Origin of the sequence: Bacteroides sp. 1_1_14 (genome assembly GCF_000162515.1) — a bacterium.
GTDB lineage: Bacteria > Bacteroidota > Bacteroidia > Bacteroidales > Bacteroidaceae > Bacteroides > Bacteroides thetaiotaomicron.
This window is the reverse complement of record NZ_GG774704.1, coordinates 279961-306550: the sequence shown is the minus strand read 5'-3', so window position 1 is coordinate 306550 and position 26590 is coordinate 279961. Positions and strand designations below refer to the sequence as shown.

Below are 26590 nucleotides of genomic sequence, written 5' to 3'. Positions count from 1 at the left end.
GTTTTTAAGAATTTATATAATAATAATGATCATAATTTTACTTTCGTTATTTTATGTTTCTTTCTCATACTTTTTGCTACCATTGATAGTAAGACGACTAAAATAATACTAACCACTAAGTAATATTCATTTATTTTTTTATATTCTATAACATATAAGAAGAAAAAACGAAAACTATTTCCTGTATTTATCAATGGTCTCTTGTATACCTACAGGAAAACCAAAAAAGTTAGAAGAAATCTTATACATTGAAGGGCAATTATCGTTTTCTAGAGATAAGTCGTTCCATTCTTTCCACAAATCATCAAATGCAGTAATATATTTATCCATCTCTATCCGGTTAAAAGACTTTTTTGTTGTATCTGCCACATAACCGCATAGCATAATCTGCCACGAAACAGCAAAAAGCTCATATTTAATGCGTCCATACGAACAGGAAATACGAATAAAATGATTCAATTCTTCTGAGGGAAAATGTAGTTTTTGAGATATCAGTTCTATTTCCTTCCAAATACGAACAGCTTCTTCCTTTTCTTTCAGATAAGCATTTACTTGATTTCTTTCAATCATACGATCAAAATAACTCTTTTGATATACATCTCCCGTTATGGTGTCATCACGTGTCCAATTAACATAAGTATCTCCCATAGTACTATATTGCCCTTTTATCACTCCATCTTCTGATAATAGGCAAAGTCGACGGAACATCTCCCATTCTGACTCGGGAAGCCCTTTTGCTTTTACAAAATCATATAGTATTTCTTTTTCTGTTTTCAAAGGATTACTAGCCCAATGTGAGATGACATAAGCATTTAATTCGATCCAAAACTCATTCTTGATATAAGGACCTCCCCAGCCACCGCCACGTGACCAAGTCCAAACACCCTTAAATAAGGGATTATCTTTCACTTGGTTTAAACAATACGGCTTCTTTATACCAGGTTTCTTAAATTCTTCAAAACCATCAATTACTCCTTTAGCGATATAATTGGGATGTGCTCCCTTTCCTTCATACTCACGTTGACATTGCACTTCAACTACTTGTTGATGTTTACCAATACCTATACAAGGATTAAAAGGAACACCATATTGTCCTGATTCTTCCAACCAATATTTATCCATTGTATTATAATTCATATCAGGATCAGTAATTGCTGATCTCCAAAAATCCGTCATGGTATGCTTGATAGAGAAATAAAGATTTGGATGTGGCTCTATACTGTCTGTAACGGACAAATAATATTTAGGGATCGAATGCAATTGCCCCATATCCCATGTACGATAAAACAACTTCTTATTACGTCTTTCACAAACCTCTTCCCGTAACAAATTAATTAACGTAATATGATCATACATACCATTTTGTACTGGATGATTGCCTACATAATAAGGAGCATCGTGCAGGTAAGTTTCTCCAGTACGAATCACTAATCCATCCAATTGTGGAAACGTTTCAAACATTTCCTTCATCAATTCACGAATACAAAGCTGAGTGTAAGGTTTCGATATATCAAGTTTTCCTTGTTCGTTAGTAAGTTCTGTTCTATGTTTTTCTACCAGCAAAGAAGGAAGTACTAACATATCAAGCATACAGTATACTTGAAGGTCTTCCTTTTTTGCTGCATCATATTTTTTATGTATTATTTCTGCTTTTTCTGCCACCCAACGTCCGGCTTCAGTCGTATCCGGGAATAAAGAAGGATCAAAACTCTTCCAATCAATTCCAAACTGTGCAGCCTCAAACAAGAAAAAAACTTTTGCTCCATATTCATTTTTTTTCAAAAAAGAAGGATCGAGAAACTTCGATTCCGTCATAGCCTCACCCGGATTATGGTGTACCATATCCATTACAACATATTTCTGTCGTACACAACTAGTTAACAATAGATTAACAGCACAACATAATAAAAAAACAAAATAAATATATCGCCTCATGTGTCGTTTTATAGTATGATTTTTCTTCTAGTTAGCAAATGCATTTTCCAATTTAGGAGCTTTTTTACCTGTAATAGCTTTATATATATGCTCCGCCAATATAAGCGAACCGCTCTTATTCAAATGTACATTATCCCATACATAGCAAGTTGAATCAACTTTATGTTCTAATGGGCTATACAGATCTACCAATTTCAGATGAAACTTCCTAGCTACTTTCTTTTGTATCGGATAAATTTCATCTTTTATTATTTCATTACGGATCCCATATAAATTATTACTTGCCGGAATACAACGACATATAATAATTTTTGGTTTAGATCCACACTTCTGAAAAGTGCTGATCATATACTCTAAATCAGTTTCAAATTCATCCTTATATTTCCAGTTCTCCGGCTTGGAATCATTTGTACCAAGTTTAATAATTACAACGTTCGGTTGAAATTTCTGTGCATTGATAAATGCATCGGTACTCATATAAGGATGATCACCTTTTCGCAATAAAGTATGGCCCCACTTTCCAAAATTGCCAACTTCATATCGATCTCCAAGCATACGAGCCAAAGGAGTCGGATAATTGTCAGCCCCTTCAGTTATACTATTGCCAATGCAAGCTATTTTAATTTTATCCTGCGCTACACCACAAACAGGTATAAGCATCAGAAATGCGAAAACTAATATTCGAACTATTTTCGTCATATGATTTTGTATTCTAGTCACTATTTTTCCTGTTTTTAACTGAAAACAAAACCTCTTTACCTTTAAAAAAACGATCTACCTATCTTGACCTACAGTATTTTACAAGTTCCCTCCGGTGTAGTAAAAGCAATGAGGAGCAAATTTTAACCGGAGGATAAACTTGAAAACCAATCAAACACCAATTCTAACCTTTTACCTAAATTAAACCCATAAAAAACAATGTTTATATTAAGAACGAGTAAGCAAGCAAATACCACTAAAAAGAAATAAAAAAATATCTATAAATTTTAATTCATACGACAAAAGGACTTGATCTTCAAAGCCTATTTTGTTAAGAATCACTTTACTTACGCTCAATATTGAGTAAATATTTTAGAAACAAATCGCATAACCTCAGGTAATTCCATCCGCCAATAAGTCCACGAATGACTGCCGTCTTTCATACGAAATTCATGACCAACCTGATGCTGTAACAACGTGTTATGTAAAAGACAGTTCGTTACCGATAAGAAATCATCATCACCACAACTGATATACCAACGAATCCATTTGATACGGTCTAGCTTTTCTTTCGGAGATTTCTCCAAGATAGTTTGTATATCCATTTGCCCGAGAACTTCCGCTTTTTTTCTTCTGACACCTTCGATAAATCTGATTGACTCTTGATCTGATCGAATGTCCATGCCCCTCCAACAGCACTTAACGGAGCAGCAGCAACAAACATCTCCGGATAATGAAGAGCATAAAACAACGCTCCACCACCTCCCATAGACAAACCGGAGATAGCACGATAACGACTTTCAGCACGCACTCTATACGTTTTCTCGATATGCGGAATCAATTCTTGAAAAAAGAAGTCCTCATAATTATATGTTCCATCCAACAAGTTAAAATAACCTTTATGAACCGTGTCAGCATCTGGCATAACAATAATCATCGGAGCTGATTTACCCTCAGCAATCGCTTTATCTGCAATATACTGAACCTGCCCAAATTGCACCCATCCCGTATGATTATCTCCTAATCCATGAAGCAAATACAATACCGGATAACTACCATCTCCTTCCTCATAGCCTGCTGGCAAATAAATGGAATAACTACGTTCCATTCCCAGAATCTTACTTTTTACGGTACGTGTCTCATACACTTTCCCTTGCTGGGCAAAAGCCGTAGTAACCAGACACATCGCTAAAAGCGCTGATAATAAATGTTTTTTCATACGTATCTATTATTTCATGTAAATATAATATTTAAAATTACCTGCTTTTAATTGAATCATTTTCTTTTCTATGCGAATATTCTTCCCATCCATCATACAGGATACAGCCTCATCGGGAATACAGAGTGTAGCAGTAACCCCAACTGGAATATCCACTTGAAGATTCATAATATTATCTGTCAATTCCCAGTCAACAGCAATCACACCATATGGAGTATCTTTTGTCACCTTAGCCCAAGTCACACCTTTCGGTATTTGAGGATCAATAAATACATGTTGATAACCGGGTACCGATTCATCTATTCTAAGTCCCCCTATTGCTTGATAAAACCAGGTTCCGATTCCATTATAGCAGTTATGCACCCTACTCCGTTCACCACTCCAATACTCCCAAGTCGCTGTAGCACCATTATCTATCATATACAGATAACCTGGATAATCACGTTTCTTCAACATTTGATATAAAAAGTCAACTTCCCTGTTACGAATAGCCCACTCTGTCAAAATTGGGACACCTACCAACCCTACAGCAATATGACCTTTGTGCTGCTTTTCAGTATCAGTCATCATCTTTCTTTTCACATCATCATACAAAGAATCCGGTACAGCTCCTACAAGCATTGGATAACACATATCCAACTGTGAACCTGTAGAATAGATACCTTTACCCGGATGATAAAACTTTTGATGAATCAACTCATTTAGATTCTTCCTGCGCATAGCAAACTTCTCTGCCTCCTCTTTTTCCCCAAGCATCAGAGCTATTTTTTCCATTGTCCCCAAACATTCACTGATAAAACAATTATTTACCAGATCAACAGAAGATTGTGCTCCTGCATCTACTCCTATCGGTGCAAGCCAGTCACCAAGAAACCAATCCCGATATTGAGTATCAGGCCAGCGTTTCAGCAATCCATCCACCGTATATTTATCCACATATGAGAACCATTCTTTCATTTTCGGATAATAGTTCTTTATTAATCTCGGATCATTGTAATTCACATACGTTCGCCATGGCGCCTGTACAATAAATCCACACCAATACGGACCACCGCCACCTGCACCGGGATTAGGACCTACATGGGCCAGACTTCCCCCTTCGCGCATTGAATCTCCCCATGTTTGTATCCAGTTTGTGAAAGTCGGTGCTACGTCATACATTGTTTGCAAACTCATTGTAGACGAATTTCCATCGCCACCATAGCCTGCCCGCTCCAAATGCGGACAGTCGACCATATATCCGCTAAATGTCAGACACTTCATAGTATATTGAATCATATTATGAATGGCGTTCAAGTCAGCATCCGAACATTCGAAAGTCGCAGTCTGCCGATAATCGCCATAAATCTGGAGAGATTTTATCCATTCAGTTTTCGGTCTTGCCGGAAGGTTGGAGATACGGACATAACGATAAGCATGATGATTGAATTTATTCCTAAAATATTCTCCCCTCTGTCCACCTGCAATATAGACATCACTTTCACCTTGCTTGTCAAATTCTCCTTCTTTAGTCAGATTATCGCTATATTCCATCGTGACCTCATGTCCCGCAGATAACATCGGCATCTTCATTTCAAACCATCCGGTCTGTATTCTTCCCATATCTACCAACCAGGTATCTTCACTAAGTTTCCTGATAGAAACAGGTTGCAACGTTTGATGTATCTTGTTAGCTTCACACATTTGAGGTGAAACAATGTGTCTTGGTACATTTACTTCCACCACAGGATACCATTTCATTTTATCTAGAGAATAAGTTGAAAAATCTGTCGGCACTATTCTCCCATCCACCCTTTCACCACCAAATTGTAAAGCACACCAATTACCTGTATCCGAATAGCCACTTTCTCGTCCCCTCCAAGAAGTGTCAGTTGCAGTCAATACTTCCCATTTTCCATTTCTCAGCATATTCAGTTCCGCTTTTACCAACGGACCGTCATAAGCAGCACCAAAAGTAGTTTTCTTATACCACCCTTGTCCAAGCCATATCAGCAGGTCATTCTCTCCTTCTTTCAAATAAGAAGATACGTCATAAGTGACCATTAACGAACGTTTATTCAGTTGAGAGACTGCAGGGGTAAGAACATTCTCCGTAACCTTCTTTCCATTGACATATACTTCATGATATCCCAGCGAATTCACATACAGAAAAGTCGTTGCCAGTTCACCTATTTGCACTTTTTTACGAAGTAAAGGAGCACAAACCTTGCCTCCTTCCGGTGATGAACCGATATAGACACCGTGTATCTGTTCCTTATTCAAAAGACCAACAGAAAAACGCGCCACCGGACTCCATTGGGAAACATGCCTTTTCCGATCCCAGACACGTACCCTCCAGTAGCATAAAGAACGCGAAGCCAAAGGTAAGCCTTGATAAGGCACCATCACAGAAACATCAGACTTCAACTTCCCCGATTTCCATAAGTCAGCCTTCCCCCCAATTAATAGAAGACTATCTGACGCTACCTGAATTTCGTAAAATGCTTGTCCATCCACCACCCCATCTCCTTTCAACTTCCAACTCAAATGGGGAGTAACGTTGTCAATCCCTAAAGGATCAACCATATTCTCACATTTTAACTCCACTAAAGAAAAAGAGACCTTGTTTTCTTTCCCATGTACAATCTTTGGCAAACACCAAAGACAACACATTATTCCTATGCCTAGTAACAGTTTTTTATTCCTCATAAATAAGTTTCTGCGAATATTACAGCTATGGATCATCACCCCAACACTCTTATAATGGATAATGCATTACTCAACCTATCTTTGTCAACTTGACTTTATGAGTTGTCGGCTTATTCATTTTATAAATTGTATCGACGATGATCTTCATATATCTACTCCATACTTCGCGTATCTCAGGATACATCGCTTTGGTATACCACTCATAACTCATCCTCAGAAAACCATCTTTAGGTAAATACTCCCTAAGTTTATTTATCGCCTTCTCATTATCAGCAAACAGCAGACCTTCCTTTTTCAAGAACGAATATTCTGTCCACAAATATTCTCTGAAACGTTTTTCTACTTCAAAACGTTCTTCATTCAGATACATGATTTTCATGGCTTGCTGGTATTGGGGTGTATTGGGATAATCGGCCAAATTGATACCATCTTCCAACTGTCCAGATGAAACATTATCGATAAACAATCCATCTATTGTCAGCCGATAATGTCCTTTTTCTAAATTAGTCACCTGCAAACGTTCTTGATTAAATTCCTTCATAAATGGTATCAAATCCATAGCATCACGTTGTGACCTTTTATTTCCCCAACCATGTCTTGGAATAGAATCCAAAGGATAAGGAAGTGAATTTGCCAAATAATCAAAACTTAAACCACCAGCTTCTTTCTTTAGTTTGGAGACCTTACAATTCCTATGACTTAATAGATTCTTGTTATTTGCATCAATTGAAATATCCGAAACTTCGACTCCAGCCAGTCCCTGCGCCTTTAAAAATAAATAAGCCATCACCATCTGTCCATCATTATCAGGATGGATTCTATCTACTCTACAAAAAGTGAATGTCGAATCTTTCTTTTGCTCTTCCAGACTTATTTGTACCATCGGCTGATTAAAATCCACAAATCCCCATCCATTTTTCTTAGCCGCCTTACGCTGGGCATCAATTATCTTTAAAATAGCATCATTTTTATGAAGAAAAAGTAAACTGTTCAATTTCGTAGTTTCATCATAAGGTGATCCACCTATCAGCACTTTGGTCATTTTATTCTCTGCCAGCAAGCGCTTCTCTATTTCCCGAAAGCTTTCCAAAGATTTTTCAATCCGTTGCTCCGACAACTCCTTAGCATTCTCTTTCCAGAAAATATCATACCCTGTGTCATTCATACCAAAAGTCAGAGTTACATAAGTCGGTTTTCTGTCAAAAACATCGTAGTCCAACCGATCTTTAATATCCCACGCACTCTCACCGCCAATTCCGGCATTCATTATTGTAATCAGTTTGTTTGGAAAACGAGTCATATAATATAACCACACAAATGAATGATAATGTCCACCATGAGTTATACTATTTCCAACAAAGACTACCCGTTCTCCTTTTTTAAAGGGTGGAATTGATTGTGCGTACAGGCTATTAGAACAAACACAGATTAGAAATAGCAGGAAAAAGACCTTTACGTTTATTTTACTATTCATTTGATTATACACTTTATTACAAATTTAATTATTTATCTTTCAAAACATTCTCTTTTCCAACTTTGAATAAAAAAGAATCTTATTAAAAAAGACGATTCAAGTTTACTTAACCACTAAAATAAATGTTTTATTTTTCAAGTAACTCCCACTAAGAAAAAAACAGTTTTTTATTGTCACTTGTCACTTTTTAAAGATAAACAGCTATCAATCAAGCAAGTAATGGTGATAATAACTGGTGATAATAAGGGTGATAATAGAATTTTATAAGTTTCTATTGTCACCCCTATCCCACTACAAATCAAGTATGCTCACTTATTTATTCAACTCTAAAGCCTTATTTTCTTCATTCTGTTCATACATAGGACTATTTATCATGGTACAAATAAAACAAATGTCGGTAACATTAATATATGAAGAAGGCAAGACTAATAAACTTTGTCAGTAACATTTCTTAGTTTCACGTACGTGGAGCGTTCGGTCTACGTACGTGAGCTAATGGGATCACGTATGTGAAGCGATAGGACCACGTATGTGAAACGAACTGTTGTTAGTTCCAAAAGATATTAAGCAAGTACACATAATAGATTAATAAACTGATCATTGTCTATTAAATCAAGCAGGTTATTCAAAAAAGAAAGTTCACTTTCTACTCTTCCTGAATATATCAGGCACAATATAGAGGGAAATTAAAAACACCAGAAGACAGGACAGGTAATGTCTTCTGGTGTTCAAATTAAAAAGGTGCCCCTTAGTTTTCTACGTATATCATATATCCAACTTCTTTTGTTCAGCCTTACCATATTGTTTTAGCAAAACACTGACTCCTCCTTTCAACATTTCCGGTTCCGCCTCAACAGAAATAGTCCGCTCTTCACCCGGCATCAAAGTTATATAATTATCAGACATGATAACAGGAAGGATTCTTTCTTGTGTAGCCGTATTCACCAATCTTATCCGGTTAGCACAAGCAACAGTTTTCGAATGATTCTTTACCGACAATTTCATCTTCCCTTCGGATAACATTGACTTATCAACTAATTTGCACGACAGTTCTGCTTCCGGCAATGTATTCAAAGCTGTATAGTCAAGATCTGTCACGCCGTTTCTCCAATAGAAATTATCTGAAATCAAATTACCATTTGCGTCAGTCAGTTCTAACCGGATGAAATGGAGCGGAGTCAGTTCCTCAACATTCTTTTGTTTCTTACCATATATTTCAAATTCATACAGTGAATATCCAAAGTCTGTGGCACGGCTAACTCCTGCCATTTTCACATAGCGTGCAGTAACTGGAGAAAGTTTTATCTCATCTGTACTGCCTTGTCCATCTTTGTTTGTATAGACTGTTTTCCATTTCTTCGCATCATTCGACACTTGGATCTCGTACTCTTTGGCACGTGCCGTTTCCCATTTCAACACAACATGCTCTATTTTTCTTTCTTACCCAAGTCAACATAAATCCATTGAGAGTCACTCGCATCACTTTCCCAACGACTGCCTGCCCCTCCGTCAGCTACTAAAGAAGCCGATCTGGATGGTGATGATGAAGAAGCTATCACATTCTTGCCAAAAGCCAAATTGTACGGATTGAAGTTTAACGTGAACGCTTCTGCAATGTTACTTGCCGGTACATCCATCTGTTTTGTACGTCCATATGCCGCAACCTCTTTTCCGTTCAGGTTGTAGATGGTCGCTTTGGCATAAGCGCCTTTCAAGTCTTTGGTAGTAGTATTTACAGCTTTTATACTGTTATTAGATGAGTTCCACTGAAGATGAAGATGTTCGCAAGCCTTCTTTGCTCCCCAATAAGCTCCGGTAGGATCATAATAATAATCGTACGTCTGCCACACGAATGATGGATATGCCGGGTGACTCATCCAGATCAAAAGCCCTGCCGCATCATTCCACATCTTATCATTCCATGCTTCATACATCCCTTTCATTACTTCAATATTCAGCAACTGAGCTTTCTCACAGAACTCTTCCAGACTCGAAGATTCTCCGAATTGCGTATTCACTGATTTCTTATAATTGATAGGATTGGCATTGGACGCTTCTTTGCCGAAGAAGTGCTTATTCCAAACGTTATCATCATCATCTTTCAATTGTTCATCAGTAGGCAGAGGCCACCATGACTCCTGAGGAATAAACAATTTCACACTTTCAAATGTCGGGAAAGTAGCCGTTCCTATTTCAGTACGCATACCATAACCATGATCTATACCATACGGATAAGCAGGTTTATTGAATGCCAGATTACTGCCCGAAGTCTCAAAATGGTGCTTAGGGGGCTGATTTCCCCACCATCCGCTTCCGGATAAACCATCTTGATTGGAACAAGACTTATACATTCGATCGTTTTTATCTTCCTGAGCTATCATTTCACGCAAATAATTATCCAAATCGGGTGCCGGATGTGTTTCATTAGCACCACACCAGATAGCTATAGAAGGATGATTCCTTAAACGTCTCACCTTATCAAGAGCATTTGCTTTGAATGCTTCCGGCTCAGCTACATCATTATAAGCGACATACAGCCAAAAATCATTCCACACCATGATTCCATACTTATCGCAATAATCATAGAATTCATCATCAGTCACACAACCTGTCCACAAACGGATCATGTTGTAGTTCATATCTTTATGCAACTTGATTTTCGTTTCGTACTCTTTGCCATGACAACGAAGCAAATACTCGCTCATACCCCAGTTTCCACCTTTCAGATAAATCTTCTGCCCATTGATAAAGAATGTAAGGACCGGGTAATTCACTACGTTGTTGATCATCTTATACTCATACTTCTTGATACCAAAAGTAATATCCTTTTCATCCGATATTTTTCCATCTACCGAACAAGTCAGTTTACAGGTATAAAGATTCGGTTCTCCATAGCCGTTAGGCCACCAAAGTTTCGGGTTACGAATGACTAATGCAGCAAAATCGCTCTTATCCACCGACAACTGTACTGTTTCTTTTCCTTCCACCCGAATGTTCTTGGAGAAAGTAATATTTCCCGGCTGAATAACACCGGAAACTTCCACTTCTTTCGGAGCAGAAGAAACGTTCTTGATTCCTGTAGAGAAAAATAGTTCTGCTTGTTGCAAAGTCGGCAATTCCGAGCGAATCCACGGATCTTCCATCACAGCATCACCTGTAATAGCCAGATAAGCATTTCCTGTAATTCCGGCAAGACGTCCCGGCACATACGGCATCCAATCCCAACCGGCACCTGCCAGATAGCTGGGACTACAAGCAACACCATACGGATCTTTTCCTTTACGAGTCTTTTTCTGATCAGGATCAGTAATCAGAACCGCAACCGCATTCTTTCCTGATCTCTTAATCAGATGTGTCACATCAAATTTAGAACGCAACATATGTCCGCTCACATCTTTAGTGGATGTCTTCGTTCCCGATATTTTTTCTCCATTAAAATAGAAATCTGCGAAACGGTTGGTATTATCAAAATGAAGCCAAACACGCTTACCTGCTGAATAAGATGCCGGAAGTTCAAACTCCGTACGATACCAGAAAGGACGGTTATAAAACGTCTCATCTACTTTATATATATTATCAGCGTAATTAGGATCGGGAACGATTCCAGCTTCAACATATGCTGTAAAAACAGCTCCGGGAACTACGCCTTTTACATAGTCCGGCATTTTAAAACCGGGGGTAGAGATTTGTTCTCCCCCTATATTATTCAAATCTGCCTGCGGTTTGACTTCCCATACTATCTTAGGATTGGAACTGTTCAGTGACATGGTAGAAGTCTGAGCATGCCCTATTCCATTCAGTACAAACAAACTTGATGCTAGTAAAAGAAGTCTAAACTTATTCATCATAATATTCAGTTATTTAAATGTTAGATAAAACACCCCATTCTGTATTGGGCTTATCGCCCATAAATAATTCCAATGTTCCTCCTGCTGCGATTTCAGCAAAGTCAAGGTAACATTTATTGTACTCCTTGCCATTCAGCAAAGCTTTTTGTATATATAGATTATTTGTGTTGTTGTTGTGAGCAATAATTGTAAATACTTTCCCTTGATGATATTTTGAGTCCAGATTAAATTCTACCTTGTCAAAAACAGGACTGGTTATTTCCATGCGGGTGTTACCGGGACAGGAAGGATGAATGCCGGAAGCAGCCAATATATACCAGGCCGACATCTGTCCTACATCTTCATTGCCCACAATCCCTTCTACTTTGTTCGCATAAGCATTTTTACAAATATATCGTGTCCACTTCTGTGTATACCAAGGTACATCCAACTGATTAAAAAGGAAAGGAACAAAATGTACCGGTTCATTAGCATGATTATAATAATCATTCCATAACATATCAGAAGGAGTGTGGTCAAATAAATTAGTCAGATTAGCTATAACCTCTTCCTTGCCTCCCATCAGTTCAACCATTCCCGGAACATCGTGCGGCACAAACCAGCCTTGCTGATACGCATTCGACTCAATGCAACCATACCATTCTTCGGTCAGTGCATTCTCCGGCCATGCTTTCCATGATCCATCTGCATTCCGGGGACGGAACCAGCCTTTTTCCGCATCAAACATGTTACGATAGGCTTTCCCTTTTTCATAAAAGCGCTTTGCATCTTCTTCTTTCCCCAACGCCTTTGCCAATTGAGCCACGCACCAGTCTGCATAGGCATATTCCAGCGTATATGAAATACTCAACGGTTCAGGAGTATATCCCAACGAATCATTCCCAAACTTAGCTGACGTGTTGACTGCATATTGATATGCTTTTTCTACATCATACGTGCGAATTCCTTTCATATAAGCATCTGCCAGCACCGACAGTGCAGGATTACCTATCATACAGCCAGAATAAGAATTCAGAAGTTCCCAACGTTCATAATATTCCCGTCTGCTCTGATCTGCCATCGTTATCAGCGAATTCAACGCATCACTCACCAAACGCGGATTAATCATCGCCTGTAAAGGGAACTGGCTACGGAAAACATCCCAACCACTAAATATAGTACGCTTGGTAAATGTACCGTCCTGTTCATATACCTTTTTATCTCCGCCAATATATCGCCCATCAACATCTGTATAGATTCGAGGGTCAATCATCGTATGATATAATGATGTATAAAAAACAGTTTTTTCGTCATCAGTTCCACCGGATATCCGTATACGGCTAAGTTCTTTATTCCACAAATCACTCGCTTCCTGTTTTACTTGAGCAAAGTTTTTAGAAGCAATCTCCTGTTTAAAGTTATTAACTGCTCCTTCCATATCGACAAAGGAAATGCCTACTTTCATCTCAACCTGTTCTCCCTCTTTTGTGGGAAATTCTGTGAAGAAGCCAAGGTGCTTTCCTTCCAGTTCTTTCTTATCTTTAATGACCGGAGCTTGTGATATACGTGTCAGATAGGGAATACTTACCACTTCATCACGCTTCCGAACCCATTCATCGGGAATATCCGCACTCCAAAAGCCATAATTACTCAATGGTTTACTAAATTGTGCATAATAATAAACTGTGTAATCGGAATTTCCCTCACCATTTCCCCATCCACCACCATCAGGTGTACACTTCATCCAGCCTTGAATGGTATAATCATCCAATACTTTCACATATTGCGAAGTAGAAGTCCCCCCCACTCTACGTGCCAGGTCTATCTGAATACGAGATTGTTCATTCGAAGGAAAAGTAAATTGCAATATTCCACAATGAGGTGTCGCACTGCTCTCTACTTTAATCTTATAATCAGTCAGTTCTACCGAATAATATCCCGCTTTAGCTGTTTCGGTAGCTTTATCATAAGAAGAACGATACCCTTTTATACTACCATCTTCTTTACCCGCTATTTTTTGCAGTTCGCCCGTTGTAGGCATCACCAGGAAATTTCCTAAATCCCCAAACCAGCCCACTCCACTCATCTGAGTAAAGGCAAAGCCTTCAATGGTTTTGTGTTCATCACTATAACCGGAACTATTATCACCTCCGGTTATAGTATTGGGACTTACTTGTACCATACCATACGGAGTAGTAGCGCCAGGAAATGTCTTACCTAATCCATGATAAACACCGGCAGCTCCTACACTGGTACTAGCTCCTATAAAAGGATTTACATAATCAGTCGGAATTAATTCTTCTGTTACTACTCCTGCTGAAGAACAAGCAGTCAGCCACAAAAAAGAGCAAGCTATTAAAATATTAGCGCTAGCTTTATACATAAAAATATTACAGTTTACTATTATTAGAATATGTTCAATTCAAGTTCAAAGCAAATGTCTTTAGACCGAAACGAGGCATAGAAATACTAATTTCAGATTTTCCGGTACGTGTTTTTATTGTCTTTCTATCTATAACTCTACCATTCAGATCTACTTCTTCTATACTAGACAGCGGCATATCAAAAGTAATATTATGCTGCTTCCTGTCACCTTCCGCATTAAACAATCGCAAGATTATTTTTCCATCTTTTATATTGGCTGCACTCACCTGATAACCGGTATTTTTTAAGTCTACCAGTGACCTTGACTCCAATTTTGCAAATGAATGATAGGAACATAACAATGGTTCATTCCAACAATCGCTCTTCGTGGCTATAGCAGCCTTGTCCCATTTGCCACGATGAGGAACAATAGCATATTTCATTTTCAACGGTCCCGTGATCTTATAGTCAGGTCCCCAAAGCCCATTACCAGAATATTGGGCAGTCAGTCCTAACGGATAATCTTTTCCGTGTGAATAGGAAGTAGTATGGTCTGCGAATAAAGCCAATGCATAATCTCCTTCCTGTTCTGCCAAATCAACCCAATGAAGAATAATGTTATGCTTAATCTGATCCCAACTATTGAAAAAAGTATCATCTAACTTACTTTCACAAACATCAAACGGCGCATTTTTATAAATACGAGGAGAATGAAGATTTACAGGGAAAAGTACACTTAACTTAAATCTGTCATCACAATAAGCTCTGCGATTATCCCGCCAACTATTTTCTTTATATTCTCCAATACCTACATTTTTCTTCCAATTAATAGTAAGGTCAAAATCGATACGCTTCTCCCCTTGAGCAATGCTTATAATCTGTACAAAAGGATGTGAAGCTATTTTCCCTTCCAGTTTTACCTTTGTCTCTTGTATATTACTTCGCAAAACCGTCAGCTTAGCCGGAGCTTCTGTAGAAGAGCGAAACTTGCCTTCGTCATAAAAATAGCCTCTCAATTCACCTATAGAATATTCACCCGATTGTTTGGCAAATTCTTTGTTTTCTTCTTTTTTTGCTACAAGGCTTTTAATAATTCCTCCCTTCGACAAGTCAAAAACAATTTTATACATATCATTTTCAACCACATATTCTCCTTCATTTATAATCTTTTCGCTTCCTGAAACCGTTCTTTTACCTGTCTTTACTTGTTTAATACGATATGTGGAGTAACCAAAGGGAGGAACATCTGCTTCAAACAACAATCTTATTTTTCCACCTTCTTTTCCTATTGAATAATCAACTTTTTTATTTCTATAATCATTGACTTCCAAATCAAAGTCTGCATATTCCTGAGGGAGTTCAACAGTTACCAGTTCTTTTCTTTTTGTTCCCAATGTATTATAAACACGTACAAATCCCTGGGCTTTTTCAGTATTAATAGTATCGTTATCAAAACTGAATATAGAAGCAGCTGTAATTTTATCAGCCACAGTATTTGTCTCATCTGTCCATCGCTTTATTTGATCCGCCCAGGTTCCAAATTTATTTAGGCCATTGTAAGGTACGATCCAAGAATCATGATGTTGCGCAAGCATCAAAGTACGCCATGCTTCATCCAAATCTTCCTGAACACAAGTGTACCCATTGGCAAGATGAGCAATAACAGACATCTTCTCTGCTATTATTATTTTATTCTCAGAAGTACGTACTTCTTGAGCAATTCTCTGCAACACTTGGCTTCCCCACATTAAGTTTACACGCATATCTTCCTGCGAGAAATGCCAGTCATCATTCGTTTTACCAATGGAAATATTTTCAAAATAATCTTTCCACGTCACATAAACTGAATTACTTTTTGTATTCTTTCCACTTCCTAACCATGGACCATTTTTCCATCCGGCATCTTGGAAACACATTCCCACAGGATGTTCAATCCCTGCATCACGACAAGCATTCAGATAAGATTCTTCATTACACCAAGCAGTTGTTTGCCAAGTAGAATTCTCTTCCAATTTCTCGCAAGCATAGCGAGGAACAGTAAGAATGGGAGTTCCATCCGGGCCTACCCAATTGACCAATTCGCCGCCATAAGCGTTAGTGTATCCTCCCCAACAAGTATTCGGGCATTTGAGTACGGCATACTTAAAACCAAATAACTTCAATATCTGAGGCAAACAACTTGTGAAACAGGGTTCTTCCACAGAATAAGTGGTAAAAGTCACTCCCGGAAAATGTTTATTTATCTTAGCAATACCATATTGAAACTGACGTATAATGCTTTCGCCCGATATATTATAACAATAAGGCTGAGCATAAGTAGGATTTGTAAACTCTACCTGCTTAGTTACTACTACGTTTTTTAATTGTCGATAGGCTCCGGGAGTCTGTATTTGCACCGTATCCCATGTTTCAGGCTCTATTTCCAGACAAATTCGCCAATCCGGATGCTTGGATAACTGGTCGACAATAAACTGAGTTTTCCACTTCACCGGATAATGCCCGTATATCCCTCCATGATATCCATCAACAAAATAAGCTTGTTGCGAATGAGCATGCGTACATATAAAGACGACTAGTAATATGATGTTATTAAGTCTATTCATGGTATTTTTAAGCCTTTTTATTTTCGCTATTCTCTATCCGACTCATAAATTCAGATAGTTTTTGCTTAGCAAGTTCTTTATCATCTTTAGGGAACGACCAATCCACAAGAGCAACAACACTCTGATACTCAATAAATTCTTCGCGCATTTCCCCATTATTCTTCACATTCAGAAGGAAGACTTCCTTTTCTTCTGAAGTCAATTCACCTGCAAAATATTTATTTAAATTAGTTCCCATTATTCGTTCCTTTTTACAAAAGAACGATTATCCCAGTAAATACCCCTAAAAAAATATCAATAAAATTATTAAAACTCATGCTGCAAGGCAAATATTTAGTTTTACCCTTAACTTTTTGAGTGCTATCCCCATCTGACATTCTACAGTATTTACTGAAATACCCAAACGTTCTGAGATTTCTCTATATTTTAACCCTTCGACACGACTTAATAAAAATATGTCACGACATTTTCGAGGCAGACTATTGATTGCGTTACGAACGAGCATTTCCGTTTCATTTCCTTCCGAGATATCAGACACATCAAACCTATTTAAAGATTGTAATTTCAAGGACATTTCTATTTCGAAAGAGGTTTGAACTGATTCAATATATTTCTGTTCAAACATTTTATGTTTCAAATGATCCAAGCATCTATTCTTTATTAATCTGAAAAGATACGCGTTCATATTTTCAATGCGATCCATAGAATCACGTTTCGCCCATAAGTCGGTAAACACATCTTGTGTTATGTTTTCTGCATCCTCTTCCAGTATTACAAATTCTTTTGCAAACCGAACCAGTTTTGAATAATAAGTAAGATACAATTCTGAAAAATCCATAGCTGTGTTTCTTTAGATTAGTATTCAGTTATCAAAAATCTTGTGATGCAAATATAGAGATGAAAAAAGCCTACTCCTTATTGGAAGTAGGCTATAAAGTAGACGTTTTTGAACATCTTTTCCAGATAACACATTAGTATTCAACACATTAACAAACAACCATTTTAAGGTTTTGGTAAACCAAATAGAATCATTTTTGGGACAAAGAACCAAGCTTTTTCACCTCTTCTTCGAAGATATTTCCATCCAATAAAGACATTCTCTTCACTTTACTCTTATAATTATAGATCGTTTGTACTGAGTAATGCAAAAAAACAGCAATTTGCGAAACATCTGTAATCCCCATTCGCATCAAAGCAAAAATACGCAATTCTGTATTCAACTGGTCTTTATCCAGTTTATAATAATCTTCCGGTTTCAACAATGAATTAAACTCTTCGACAAAATTAGGATACAATTTTAAGAACGCCTTATCAAAATTGGTATATAATCCTTCCAATTCTTTTTCGAAAGGACGAGAAGAAGATTTGTATAAATCATCAACTTGTCCGGTTTTTATTTTTCGATTTACATTTTTCCTATATTCATCCAGTTTATTAATGTAAACGGCACACTGGTTCATGAAATAGCCTACATATCTTTCTTTTATTAAATTAGCCTCATCCAAATTCTTGTTCAATGCAACTAACTCTTCATTCATAACATTGAGATTCTTCTTTGCACGGGAAACAATCTTAGTCTGTTTATAAGTAAAATACAAAGTGATAGCAAGAGCCACAACAAACAAACTAGTGAGCAAAATATAAAAACGAAGATTCTGCTTTTGCTTTTCCAGCCTATATAAATAAGTATTTTCTATAATAGGATGAATACGAGCTATTACCGTATTCTTAAAACGGGAATTATAGAAGATAGCATCACTCAGTGCTACTTTAATATAATTATAAGATCTATCGATATCTCCTTTATGGTATAAATTCACGGCTAAAGTCAACAAAGCCTCATTTTCTTTCACTGCCAGTTTTATATCGGTCATAGCAGCTAATATAAGATACTTTTCTTCCAATTCATGCTCTCCGACCAGCCGATATGCTCTTGATAGCCCCATAGACATCATTGCAAACCCATGAGTTCCTGTTTTTTCCTTTTGATAAATTTTAGTCAGTATCTTAAGTGCTTCTTTTGTATTTCCCTGATCCTGAAGCTTTATAGCTCTTTCTTTCGAATATTCTTCCGATGCATCATACAAGATACTCATAACTGTATCTCGATACGCTTCTTTTTTCAACCAAATATTCACTGGCAAACCGAGCATCATCTGTATATTTAATCAAATTTTCATAATACCGAATACGATTCCAACAATACAAAGCCTGTAAATGACTAGGTAAATCCGAACAATTGATTGATTTGAAAATATCATTAGCTTGAATAAACAACCCCGATAAGGAATAAACAAAAGCCAGTTGCAGCCTTCCTTCCAGCAAATAGGTTTTATTATCCAGTTTCTTAGCGATCTCAATATTCTCATTAATGTACTGTTCCGCAGAATCGCAGACAAACGTTTCGTATTGATGGAGAATCTCGGAATTCAGACGATACATATCGTCCAAGGTCTTTTGTTCCTTCTTTTTTGCTTTCAGCTCTTTGATAGTAGCTTCCTTCTTTTCTGTATACACAAGACGCTCAGAAATCACTTTATCTAAAACTTTCAATAGAGAATCATTCTCGTTATTTGCATAAAGATCCAACAAAGAACCCAATAGGATTGTTATAAAGCAAAGTGTGTGTTTCATATCAATGTGTTATATACAATTTGCAAAAAAATGAATTTTCTTTGGGTAATTCGTCAAAAAGAACGTAAATCGTTCTTTTTATTACATCTTTTAACCAAATAAGAACGGATGTATACCATAAAAGAAGAAGATTCTCCAGAGTAGCACTGAAATAAAAACGGACTTGAAATAAAGCAAGTTAAAAAATACTTTTTTGTAACCCCGACTTTGCAAAAAACATGAATATTAATCCTATATTTGCAGCCGTTAAAAGAGAAAGATGAAACAAAGCTTAAAATACGGACTATTTCTGGTACTTGCTTTGCTGATCCATGTTGTTTCCAATGAAGCAATGGAAGATAACTGCAGAGTATCCCCCCCGACATATCGCCAGGAGAAGTGCTACGTATCTCAGGATCATCCTGTTCATAATGCTCTTGAACGTCTTCATTATTTCTATTCTACCCAGTCTTGTGATATGAGTCATGCGGATGTTGCACACATCCCTACAGATAAAAGCGTGCAATTGCTGATTACTTATTTCCGTGAATACAAAAGCCAGCAAAACACGTCTCAGACTCATTCACTCCATATTCCCAAGTACTTTTACGATCCTATTACATATTATATATATGGTTTAAGGAAGATCGTCATTTAGACGGTACAATCCATTATCTTATTCGTCAATTCATTACAGTTGGTTTCATCCGGGTGTGGAGAAACTAATTGTTTATTTCTATATAATATTCAATCTAAACAGCTATTGAAATTATGAATTTTACATTTTTAGTTGTTGTTTTACTGACAGCGCTCGCTTTTGTCGGTGTAGTAATAGCCCTTTCACGAGCTATTTCACCACGTTCGTACAATGTACAAAAGTTTGAAGCTTATGAATGTGGTATACCAACGCGTGGTAAATCATGGATGCAGTTCCGTGTAGGTTACTACCTGTTTGCCATCCTGTTCCTGATGTTCGACGTGGAAACAGCTTTTCTGTTCCCTTGGGCAGTAGTTATGCATGACATGGGACCTCAGGGGCTCGTTAGTATTCTCTTCTTCTTTATTATTTTGGTTCTGGGCCTTGCTTATGCCTGGAGGAAAGGAGCTTTGGAATGGAAATAACCAAAAAACCGAAAATAAAATCAATTCCGTATGATGAGTTCATCGACAATGAGTCATTGGAAAAGTTGGTCAAGGAACTTAATGCCGGAGGAGCGAACGTTTTTCTTGGGGTTCTGGACGACCTTGTCAACTGGGGACGCAGCAATTCACTGTGGCCGCTTACTTTCGCAACCAGCTGTTGCGGCATCGAATTCATGGCACTGGGTGCCGCGCGTTATGATATGGCCCGCTTCGGGTTCGAAGTAGCACGTGCCAGTCCGCGCCAAGCTGATATGATCATGGTCTGCGGAACAATCACCAACAAGATGGCACCGGTACTGAAACGTTTGTACGATCAGATGCCCGATCCGAAATATGTAGTTGCCGTAGGCGGATGTGCTGTCAGCGGAGGGCCTTTCAAGAAGTCTTATCATGTGCTGAATGGAGTAGATAAGATTCTTCCGGTCGATGTATATATCCCCGGATGTCCGCCCCGCCCGGAAGCTTTCTATTACGGCATGATGCAACTACAACGCAAAGTGAAAATAGAGAAATTCTTTGGTGGAACGAACAGAAAAGAGAAGAAACCGGAATTTATGAAATGAAGAATGAGGAACGAAGAATTATGCAAGAAATACAATTTATAGTCCCTGCAGCGTTACACGACGAAATGCTGCGCTTGCGAAATGAAAAACAGATGGACTTCCTTGAAAGCCTCACTGGTATGGACTGGGGAGTAGCAGACGAAAAAGACGCACCGGAGAAACTCCGTGGTTTAGGCGTTGTCTACCATCTGGAATCGACTGTTACGGGAGAACGGATAGCACTGAAAACAGCCGTTACCGACCGTGAACGACCGGAAATTCCGTCAGTCAGCGATATATGGAAAATAGCCGACTTCTACGAACGTGAAGTGTTCGACTACTATGGCATTGTTTTCGTAGGGCATCCCGATATGCGCCGCCTTTACTTACGTAATGACTGGGTAGGATACCCCATGCGTAAAGATAATGATCCGGAGAAAGATAATCCGCTTTGTATGGCTAACGAAGAGACGTTCGATACAACACAGGAAATAGAACTTAATCCGGACGGAACGATTAAAAACAGAGAAATGAAACTCTTTGGAGAAGAAGAGTATGTAGTCAACATTGGCCCGCAACACCCTGCAACTCACGGTGTAATGCGCTTCCGCGTTTCTCTTGAAGGTGAAATTATTCGTAAGATCGATGCTAACTGCGGTTATATCCATCGGGGTATCGAGAAAATGAACGAGAGTCTTACATATCCGCAGACATTGGCATTGACTGACCGCCTCGACTATCTGGGCGCACATCAGAACCGTCACGCTTTGTGTATGTGCATCGAGAAAGCGATGGGCATCGAAGTGAGCGACCGTGTCAAATACATTCGTACAATTATGGATGAGCTGCAACGTATCGACTCTCACTTACTGTTCTACTCCGCCCTCGCCATGGACCTTGGAGCACTGACTGCTTTCTTCTACGGATTCCGTGACCGTGAAAAGATTCTCGATATTTTTGAAGAGACTTGCGGCGGACGTCTGATCATGAACTACAATACCATCGGCGGTGTACAGGCCGACCTTCATCCTAACTTCGTCAAGCGGGTAAAAGAATTTATCCCTTATATGAGAGGTATCATTCACGAATACCACGACATATTTACCGGCAACATTATCGCTCAGAGCCGTATGAAGGGCGTCGGAGTGTTAAGCCGTGAAGATGCAATCTCATTCGGTTGCACCGGGGGTACAGGCCGTGCTTCTGGCTGGGCTTGCGATGTACGTAAGCGGATACCGTACGGTGTATATGACAAGGTGGACTTCCAGGAAATTGTTTATACGGAAGGAGACTGTTTCGCCCGTTATCTGGTACGTATGGACGAAATCATGGAGAGTCTGAAGATTATCGAGCAGTTGATAGACAACATTCCCGAAGGCCCGTATCAGGAAAAGATGAAACCGATCATCCGCGTTCCCGAAGGCAGTTATTATGCCGCCGTAGAAGGAAGCCGCGGAGAATTCGGAGTCTTTCTCGAAAGTCAGGGTGACAAGATGCCTTATCGCCTGCACTATCGTGCTACGGGATTGCCACTTGTTGCTGCAATCGACACGATTTGCCGCGGAGCGAAAATTGCCGACTTGATTGCCATCGGAGGAACACTGGACTATGTAGTTCCGGACATCGACCGATAAACAAGAGATAAACAAGTATTAAGTATAAGGTATTAAGTATTAACCGACTATACAATACGCTATATGCCGCATGGAATTAATACTTAATACTTAAAACCTAATAATTAAAATATATATGTTCGACTTTAGTATAGTAACAAACTGGATACATGAGCTGCTGCTCTCCGTTATGCCGGAGGGATGGGCCATCTTTATAGAGTGCATAGCTGTCGGCGTGTGCATCGTTGCACTATATGCTATTCTGGCTATCGTACTGATTTACATGGAACGCAAAGTCTGTGGTTTCTTCCAGTGCCGCCTCGGTCCGAACCGTGTCGGTAAATGGGGTTCTATTCAAGTGATATGCGATGTACTCAAGATGCTGACCAAGGAGATTTTCACTCCGAAGGATGCCGACCGCTTCCTCTACAATCTGGCTCCATTCATGGTGATTATCGCCTCGTTCCTCACTTTCGCTTGTATTCCTTTTAATAAAGGAGCGGAAATTCTGAATTTTAATGTGGGCGTATTCTTCCTGCTGGCTGCTTCCAGCATCGGTGTGGTAGGTATTCTGCTTGCCGGTTGGGGTAGTAACAACAAGTTTTCGCTGATCGGTGCCATGCGAAGCGGCGCACAGATCATCAGTTATGAGTTGTCAGTGGGTATGAGCATCATGACGATGGTCGTACTGATGGGCACCATGCAGTTCTCCGAAATCGTAGAAGGACAGGCTGACGGATGGTTTATCTTCAAAGGACATATTCCTGCCGTTATCGCTTTCATCATCTATCTCATTGCCGGAAATGCAGAATGTAACCGTGGCCCGTTCGACCTTCCCGAAGCGGAAAGTGAATTGACGGCCGGATATCATACGGAATATTCCGGTATGCACTTCGGTTTCTTTTATCTGGCAGAATATCTGAATCTGTTTATCGTAGCCAGCGTGGCCGCTACCATCTTTTTGGGAGGCTGGATGCCATTGCATATCATCGGTTTGGACGGATTCAACGCTGTTATGGACTATATTCCCGGCTTCATCTGGTTCTTTGCCAAAGCATTCTTCGTTGTGTTCCTCTTAATGTGGATCAAATGGACTTTCCCACGCCTGCGTATCGACCAGATTCTGAATCTGGAATGGAAATATCTGGTTCCAATTTCTATGGTAAACCTATTATTAATGGCATGTTGTGTTGCCTTTGGCTTCCACTTCTAAAATAAGAATTATGGAATATAAAGATCAAAAATATACGTATTTGGGAGGACTGATACATGGTATCAGCACTCTGGCAACGGGTATGAAAACCAGTATCAAGGTATACTTCCGCAAAAAAGTAACCGAACAGTATCCTGAAAACCGGAAAGAGCTGAAAATGTTCGACCGGTTCCGTGGTACACTGGCAATGCCCCACAATGAGAATAACGAACACCGCTGTGTAGCCTGCGGATTGTGTCAGATAGCTTGTCCGAACGATACAATCACCGTAACCAGCGAAACGATCGAGACTGAAGACGGCAAGAAGAAGAAAATCCTGGCAAAATATGAATATGACCTCGGAGCTTGTATGTTCTGCCAACTGTGTGTCAACGCTTGTCCGCATGATGCCATCACGTTCGACCAGAACTTCGAACATGCCGTCTTTGACCGGACGAAGCTTGTCCTGCAACTGAATCATACCGGTAGTAAAGTAATTGAAAAGAAAAAAGAAGTTTAGATATGGGATCAACACTTGAAACAGTAGTATTCTACTTTTTGGCAGCATTTATTATTGCAATGTCCATCATGACGGTGACTACCCAACGTATTGTCCGCTCAGCCACCTATCTGCTCTTCGTGCTCTTCGGCACGGCTGGCATCTATTTCCTGCTGGGTTACACCTTTCTGGGGTCTGTCCAGATTATGGTTTATGCCGGTGGTATCGTCGTCCTTTATGTATTCTCCATCCTGCTGACCAGTGGAGAAGGTGACCGCGCCGAGAAACTGAAACGAAGCAGGTTTCTGGCAGGACTCTTTACGATGATTGCCGGTTTAGCGATTATCTTGTTTATCACCCTGAAGCATAACTTCCTGCAAACGACCAACCTGGTTCCGCTGGAAATAAACATCCACACCATTGGTAATGCTTTATTAAGCAGTGACAAATATGGTTATATATTGCCTTTCGAAGCAATCAGTATTTTATTGCTGGCTTGTATCATCGGTGGTATCATGATCGCCCGAAAGAGATAAATAAGTAAGTATTAACTATTAAGTATCAGGTATTAGGCTGCGCAATGAACCGCAAGGAATTAATACTTATTACTTAAAACCTAATAATTTCAGATATGATACACATGGAATATTATCTGGTAGTTTCTACCATCATGATGTTTGCAGGAATCTATGGGTTCTTTACCCGCCGTAATACGCTGGCTATCCTGATTTCTGTAGAGTTAATGCTGAACGCCACGGACATCAACTTCGCCGTGTTCAACCGTTTTCTCTTTCCGGGAGGCATGGAAGGCTATTTCTTTGCACTCTTTTCCATCGCCATTTCGGCTGCGGAAACGGCTATAGCTATCGCCATCATGATTAACATTTACCGCAACCTCCGAAGCATTCAAGTCCGCAATCTGGACGATCTGAAGTGGTAGTGCCAAAGCGGCACGACCTAATTTCCATTCGGATGGATATCATGATAAATATGAACAATAATAAAACAAGTAATTAAAATAAACTGTATGGAACTAACAATTCTAATACTCCTTCTTCCCTTCCTCTCCTTCCTCATTCTGGGAATCGGAGGAAAATGGATGTCTCATCGGACAGCGGGTGCTATCGGTACGCTGATACTGGGAGCAGTAGCAGTACTATCGTACGTTACGGCTTTCCAATATTTCTCCGCCCCTCGTTTGGAAGACGGAACATTTGCCACATTGATACCTTATAATTTTACGTGGCTTCCTTTCACCGAGACTTTACGATTTGATCTGGGCATTCTGCTAGATCCTATATCCGTGATGATGCTGATTGTCATTTCTACCGTGTCACTGATGGTGCATATCTACTCCTTCGGCTACATGAAAGGTGAGACGGGCTTTCAACGTTATTACGCTTTCCTGTCCCTGTTTACGATGTCTATGCTGGGACTGGTTGTTGCCACAAACATTTTCCAGATGTATCTTTTCTGGGAACTGGTGGGTGTCAGTTCTTATCTGCTGATCGGTTTTTACTATACAAAGCCTGCTGCCATTGCCGCTTCCAAGAAAGCGTTCATTGTCACCCGCTTTGCAGACTTAGGCTTCCTTATCGGTATTCTGATTTACGGATACTACGGTGGCACATTCGGCTTCACACCGGATACCGGTATCATTGATCAGTGGCGGCGCTTCCATGCTTCCATTGGCTTTGGGACTGATGTTTATCGGTGGCGCCGGAAAGAGTGCCATGTTCCCGTTGCATATCTGGCTGCCCGATGCCATGGAAGGTCCTACTCCTGTCAGTGCCTTGATCCATGCGGCTACGATGGTAGTTGCCGGCGTTTATCTGGTAGCGCGTATGTTCCCGCTTTTCATTGCTTATGCACCGGACACCTTACATATGATTGCCTGGGTAGGTGCTTTCACCGCCTTTTATGCAGCAAGCGTGGCTTGCGTACAATCGGATATCAAACGTGTGCTGGCCTTCTCGACCATTTCACAGATTGGTTTTATGATGGTAGCACTGGGCGTTTGTACTTCTATGGACCCGCACCACGGAGGACTGGGATATATGGCTTCCATGTTCCACCTCTTCACACACGCCATGTTTAAGGCATTACTCTTCTTGGGTGCCGGCAGCATTATCCATGCAGTACATTCCAACGAAATGTCAGCCATGGGAGGACTACGCAA

The 26590-nt window shown here is 39.4% G+C and carries 17 protein-coding genes and 3 pseudogenes; 9 read left to right on the top strand and 11 right to left on the bottom strand.

The features are described 5' to 3' along the window. Positions 1–174: 174 nt before the first annotated feature. The 11 genes and pseudogenes from HMPREF9007_RS16585 to HMPREF9007_RS16630 all read right to left on the bottom strand — a co-directional run bounded on the left by HMPREF9007_RS16585 (position 175) and on the right by HMPREF9007_RS16630 (position 19443). A complete protein-coding gene (locus tag HMPREF9007_RS16585) occupies positions 175–1848 on the bottom strand; it encodes a hypothetical protein (protein ID WP_008760961.1) in 1674 nt (557 codons plus the stop codon). 114 nt (positions 1849–1962) lie between these two features. Beyond that, positions 1963–2634 carry a GDSL-type esterase/lipase family protein gene (locus tag HMPREF9007_RS16590; RefSeq protein ID WP_225651866.1) on the bottom strand — a complete coding sequence of 224 codons (672 nt, stop codon included), beginning with the start codon at positions 2632–2634 and terminating at the stop codon, positions 1963–1965. A 559-nt stretch (positions 2635–3193) separates the two neighbouring features. Further along, entirely contained in the window at positions 3194–3853 is a 660-nt protein-coding gene (locus HMPREF9007_RS25990; RefSeq protein WP_277754640.1) for an alpha/beta hydrolase-fold protein, read from the bottom strand. Between the two features lie 9 nt (positions 3854–3862). Beyond that, positions 3863–6541 (bottom strand): glycoside hydrolase family 78 protein, encoded by a 2679-nt coding sequence (locus tag HMPREF9007_RS16595; protein ID WP_032850277.1) that lies wholly within the window; start codon positions 6539–6541, stop codon positions 3863–3865. A gap of 70 nt (positions 6542–6611) precedes the next feature. Then, the gene (locus HMPREF9007_RS16600) at positions 6612–8015 is read right to left on the bottom strand and encodes an SGNH/GDSL hydrolase family protein (protein ID WP_032850275.1); all 1404 of its coding nucleotides are present in this window, start codon (positions 8013–8015) and stop codon (positions 6612–6614) included. Between the two features lie 765 nt (positions 8016–8780). Further along, positions 8781–11863 (bottom strand): annotated as a pseudogene (locus HMPREF9007_RS16605) (discoidin domain-containing protein). A 13-nt stretch (positions 11864–11876) separates the two neighbouring features. Beyond that, on the bottom strand, positions 11877–14225 hold the full coding sequence (locus HMPREF9007_RS16610) for a GH92 family glycosyl hydrolase (RefSeq protein ID WP_008760957.1): 2349 nt from the start codon (positions 14223–14225) through the stop codon (positions 11877–11879). Between the two features lie 34 nt (positions 14226–14259). Further along, entirely contained in the window at positions 14260–16809 is a 2550-nt protein-coding gene (locus tag HMPREF9007_RS16615) for a glycoside hydrolase family 38 C-terminal domain-containing protein (protein ID WP_008760956.1), read from the bottom strand. A gap of 7 nt (positions 16810–16816) precedes the next feature. Then, a complete protein-coding gene (locus HMPREF9007_RS16620; protein ID WP_008760955.1) occupies positions 16817–17047 on the bottom strand; it encodes a hypothetical protein in 231 nt (76 codons plus the stop codon). A 75-nt stretch (positions 17048–17122) separates the two neighbouring features. After that, a complete protein-coding gene (locus HMPREF9007_RS16625) occupies positions 17123–17647 on the bottom strand; it encodes an RNA polymerase sigma-70 factor (RefSeq protein WP_008760954.1) in 525 nt (174 codons plus the stop codon). A 190-nt stretch (positions 17648–17837) separates the two neighbouring features. Continuing rightward, a pseudogene (locus HMPREF9007_RS16630) lies at positions 17838–19443 on the bottom strand (DUF6377 domain-containing protein). 259 nt (positions 19444–19702) lie between these two features. Between HMPREF9007_RS16630 and HMPREF9007_RS16635 the strand changes: the two are divergent. The 9 genes and pseudogenes from HMPREF9007_RS16635 to HMPREF9007_RS0124815 all read left to right on the top strand — a co-directional run. After that, entirely contained in the window at positions 19703–20080 is a 378-nt protein-coding gene (locus HMPREF9007_RS16635; RefSeq protein WP_008760953.1) for a hypothetical protein, read from the top strand. A 113-nt stretch (positions 20081–20193) separates the two neighbouring features. Then, positions 20194–20544, top strand: a complete 351-nt coding sequence (locus HMPREF9007_RS16640; protein WP_008760952.1) for an NADH-quinone oxidoreductase subunit A — start codon at positions 20194–20196, stop codon at positions 20542–20544. Beyond that, on the top strand, positions 20535–21128 hold the full coding sequence (locus HMPREF9007_RS16645; protein ID WP_008760951.1) for an NADH-quinone oxidoreductase subunit B: 594 nt from the start codon (positions 20535–20537) through the stop codon (positions 21126–21128). Before HMPREF9007_RS16640 ends, HMPREF9007_RS16645 begins: the two co-directional genes overlap by 10 nt. A 20-nt stretch (positions 21129–21148) precedes the next feature. Next, positions 21149–22741 (top strand): NADH-quinone oxidoreductase subunit D, encoded by a 1593-nt coding sequence (locus tag HMPREF9007_RS16650; protein WP_008760950.1) that lies wholly within the window; start codon positions 21149–21151, stop codon positions 22739–22741. Positions 22742–22856: 115 nt separating this feature from the next. Further along, a complete protein-coding gene (gene nuoH, locus HMPREF9007_RS16655; protein ID WP_008760949.1) occupies positions 22857–23933 on the top strand; it encodes an NADH-quinone oxidoreductase subunit NuoH in 1077 nt (358 codons plus the stop codon). A 10-nt stretch (positions 23934–23943) separates the two neighbouring features. Next, entirely contained in the window at positions 23944–24432 is a 489-nt protein-coding gene (locus tag HMPREF9007_RS16660; protein WP_008760948.1) for a 4Fe-4S binding protein, read from the top strand. 2 nt (positions 24433–24434) lie between these two features. Then, positions 24435–24947 carry an NADH-quinone oxidoreductase subunit J gene (locus HMPREF9007_RS16665; RefSeq protein ID WP_008760947.1) on the top strand — a complete coding sequence of 171 codons (513 nt, stop codon included), beginning with the start codon at positions 24435–24437 and terminating at the stop codon, positions 24945–24947. 95 nt (positions 24948–25042) lie between these two features. Further along, positions 25043–25351 (top strand): NADH-quinone oxidoreductase subunit NuoK, encoded by a 309-nt coding sequence (gene nuoK / locus HMPREF9007_RS16670; protein ID WP_007764713.1) that lies wholly within the window; start codon positions 25043–25045, stop codon positions 25349–25351. An 87-nt stretch (positions 25352–25438) separates the two neighbouring features. Beyond that, positions 25439–26590 (top strand): annotated as a pseudogene (locus HMPREF9007_RS0124815) (NADH-quinone oxidoreductase subunit L); the annotation flags it as partial.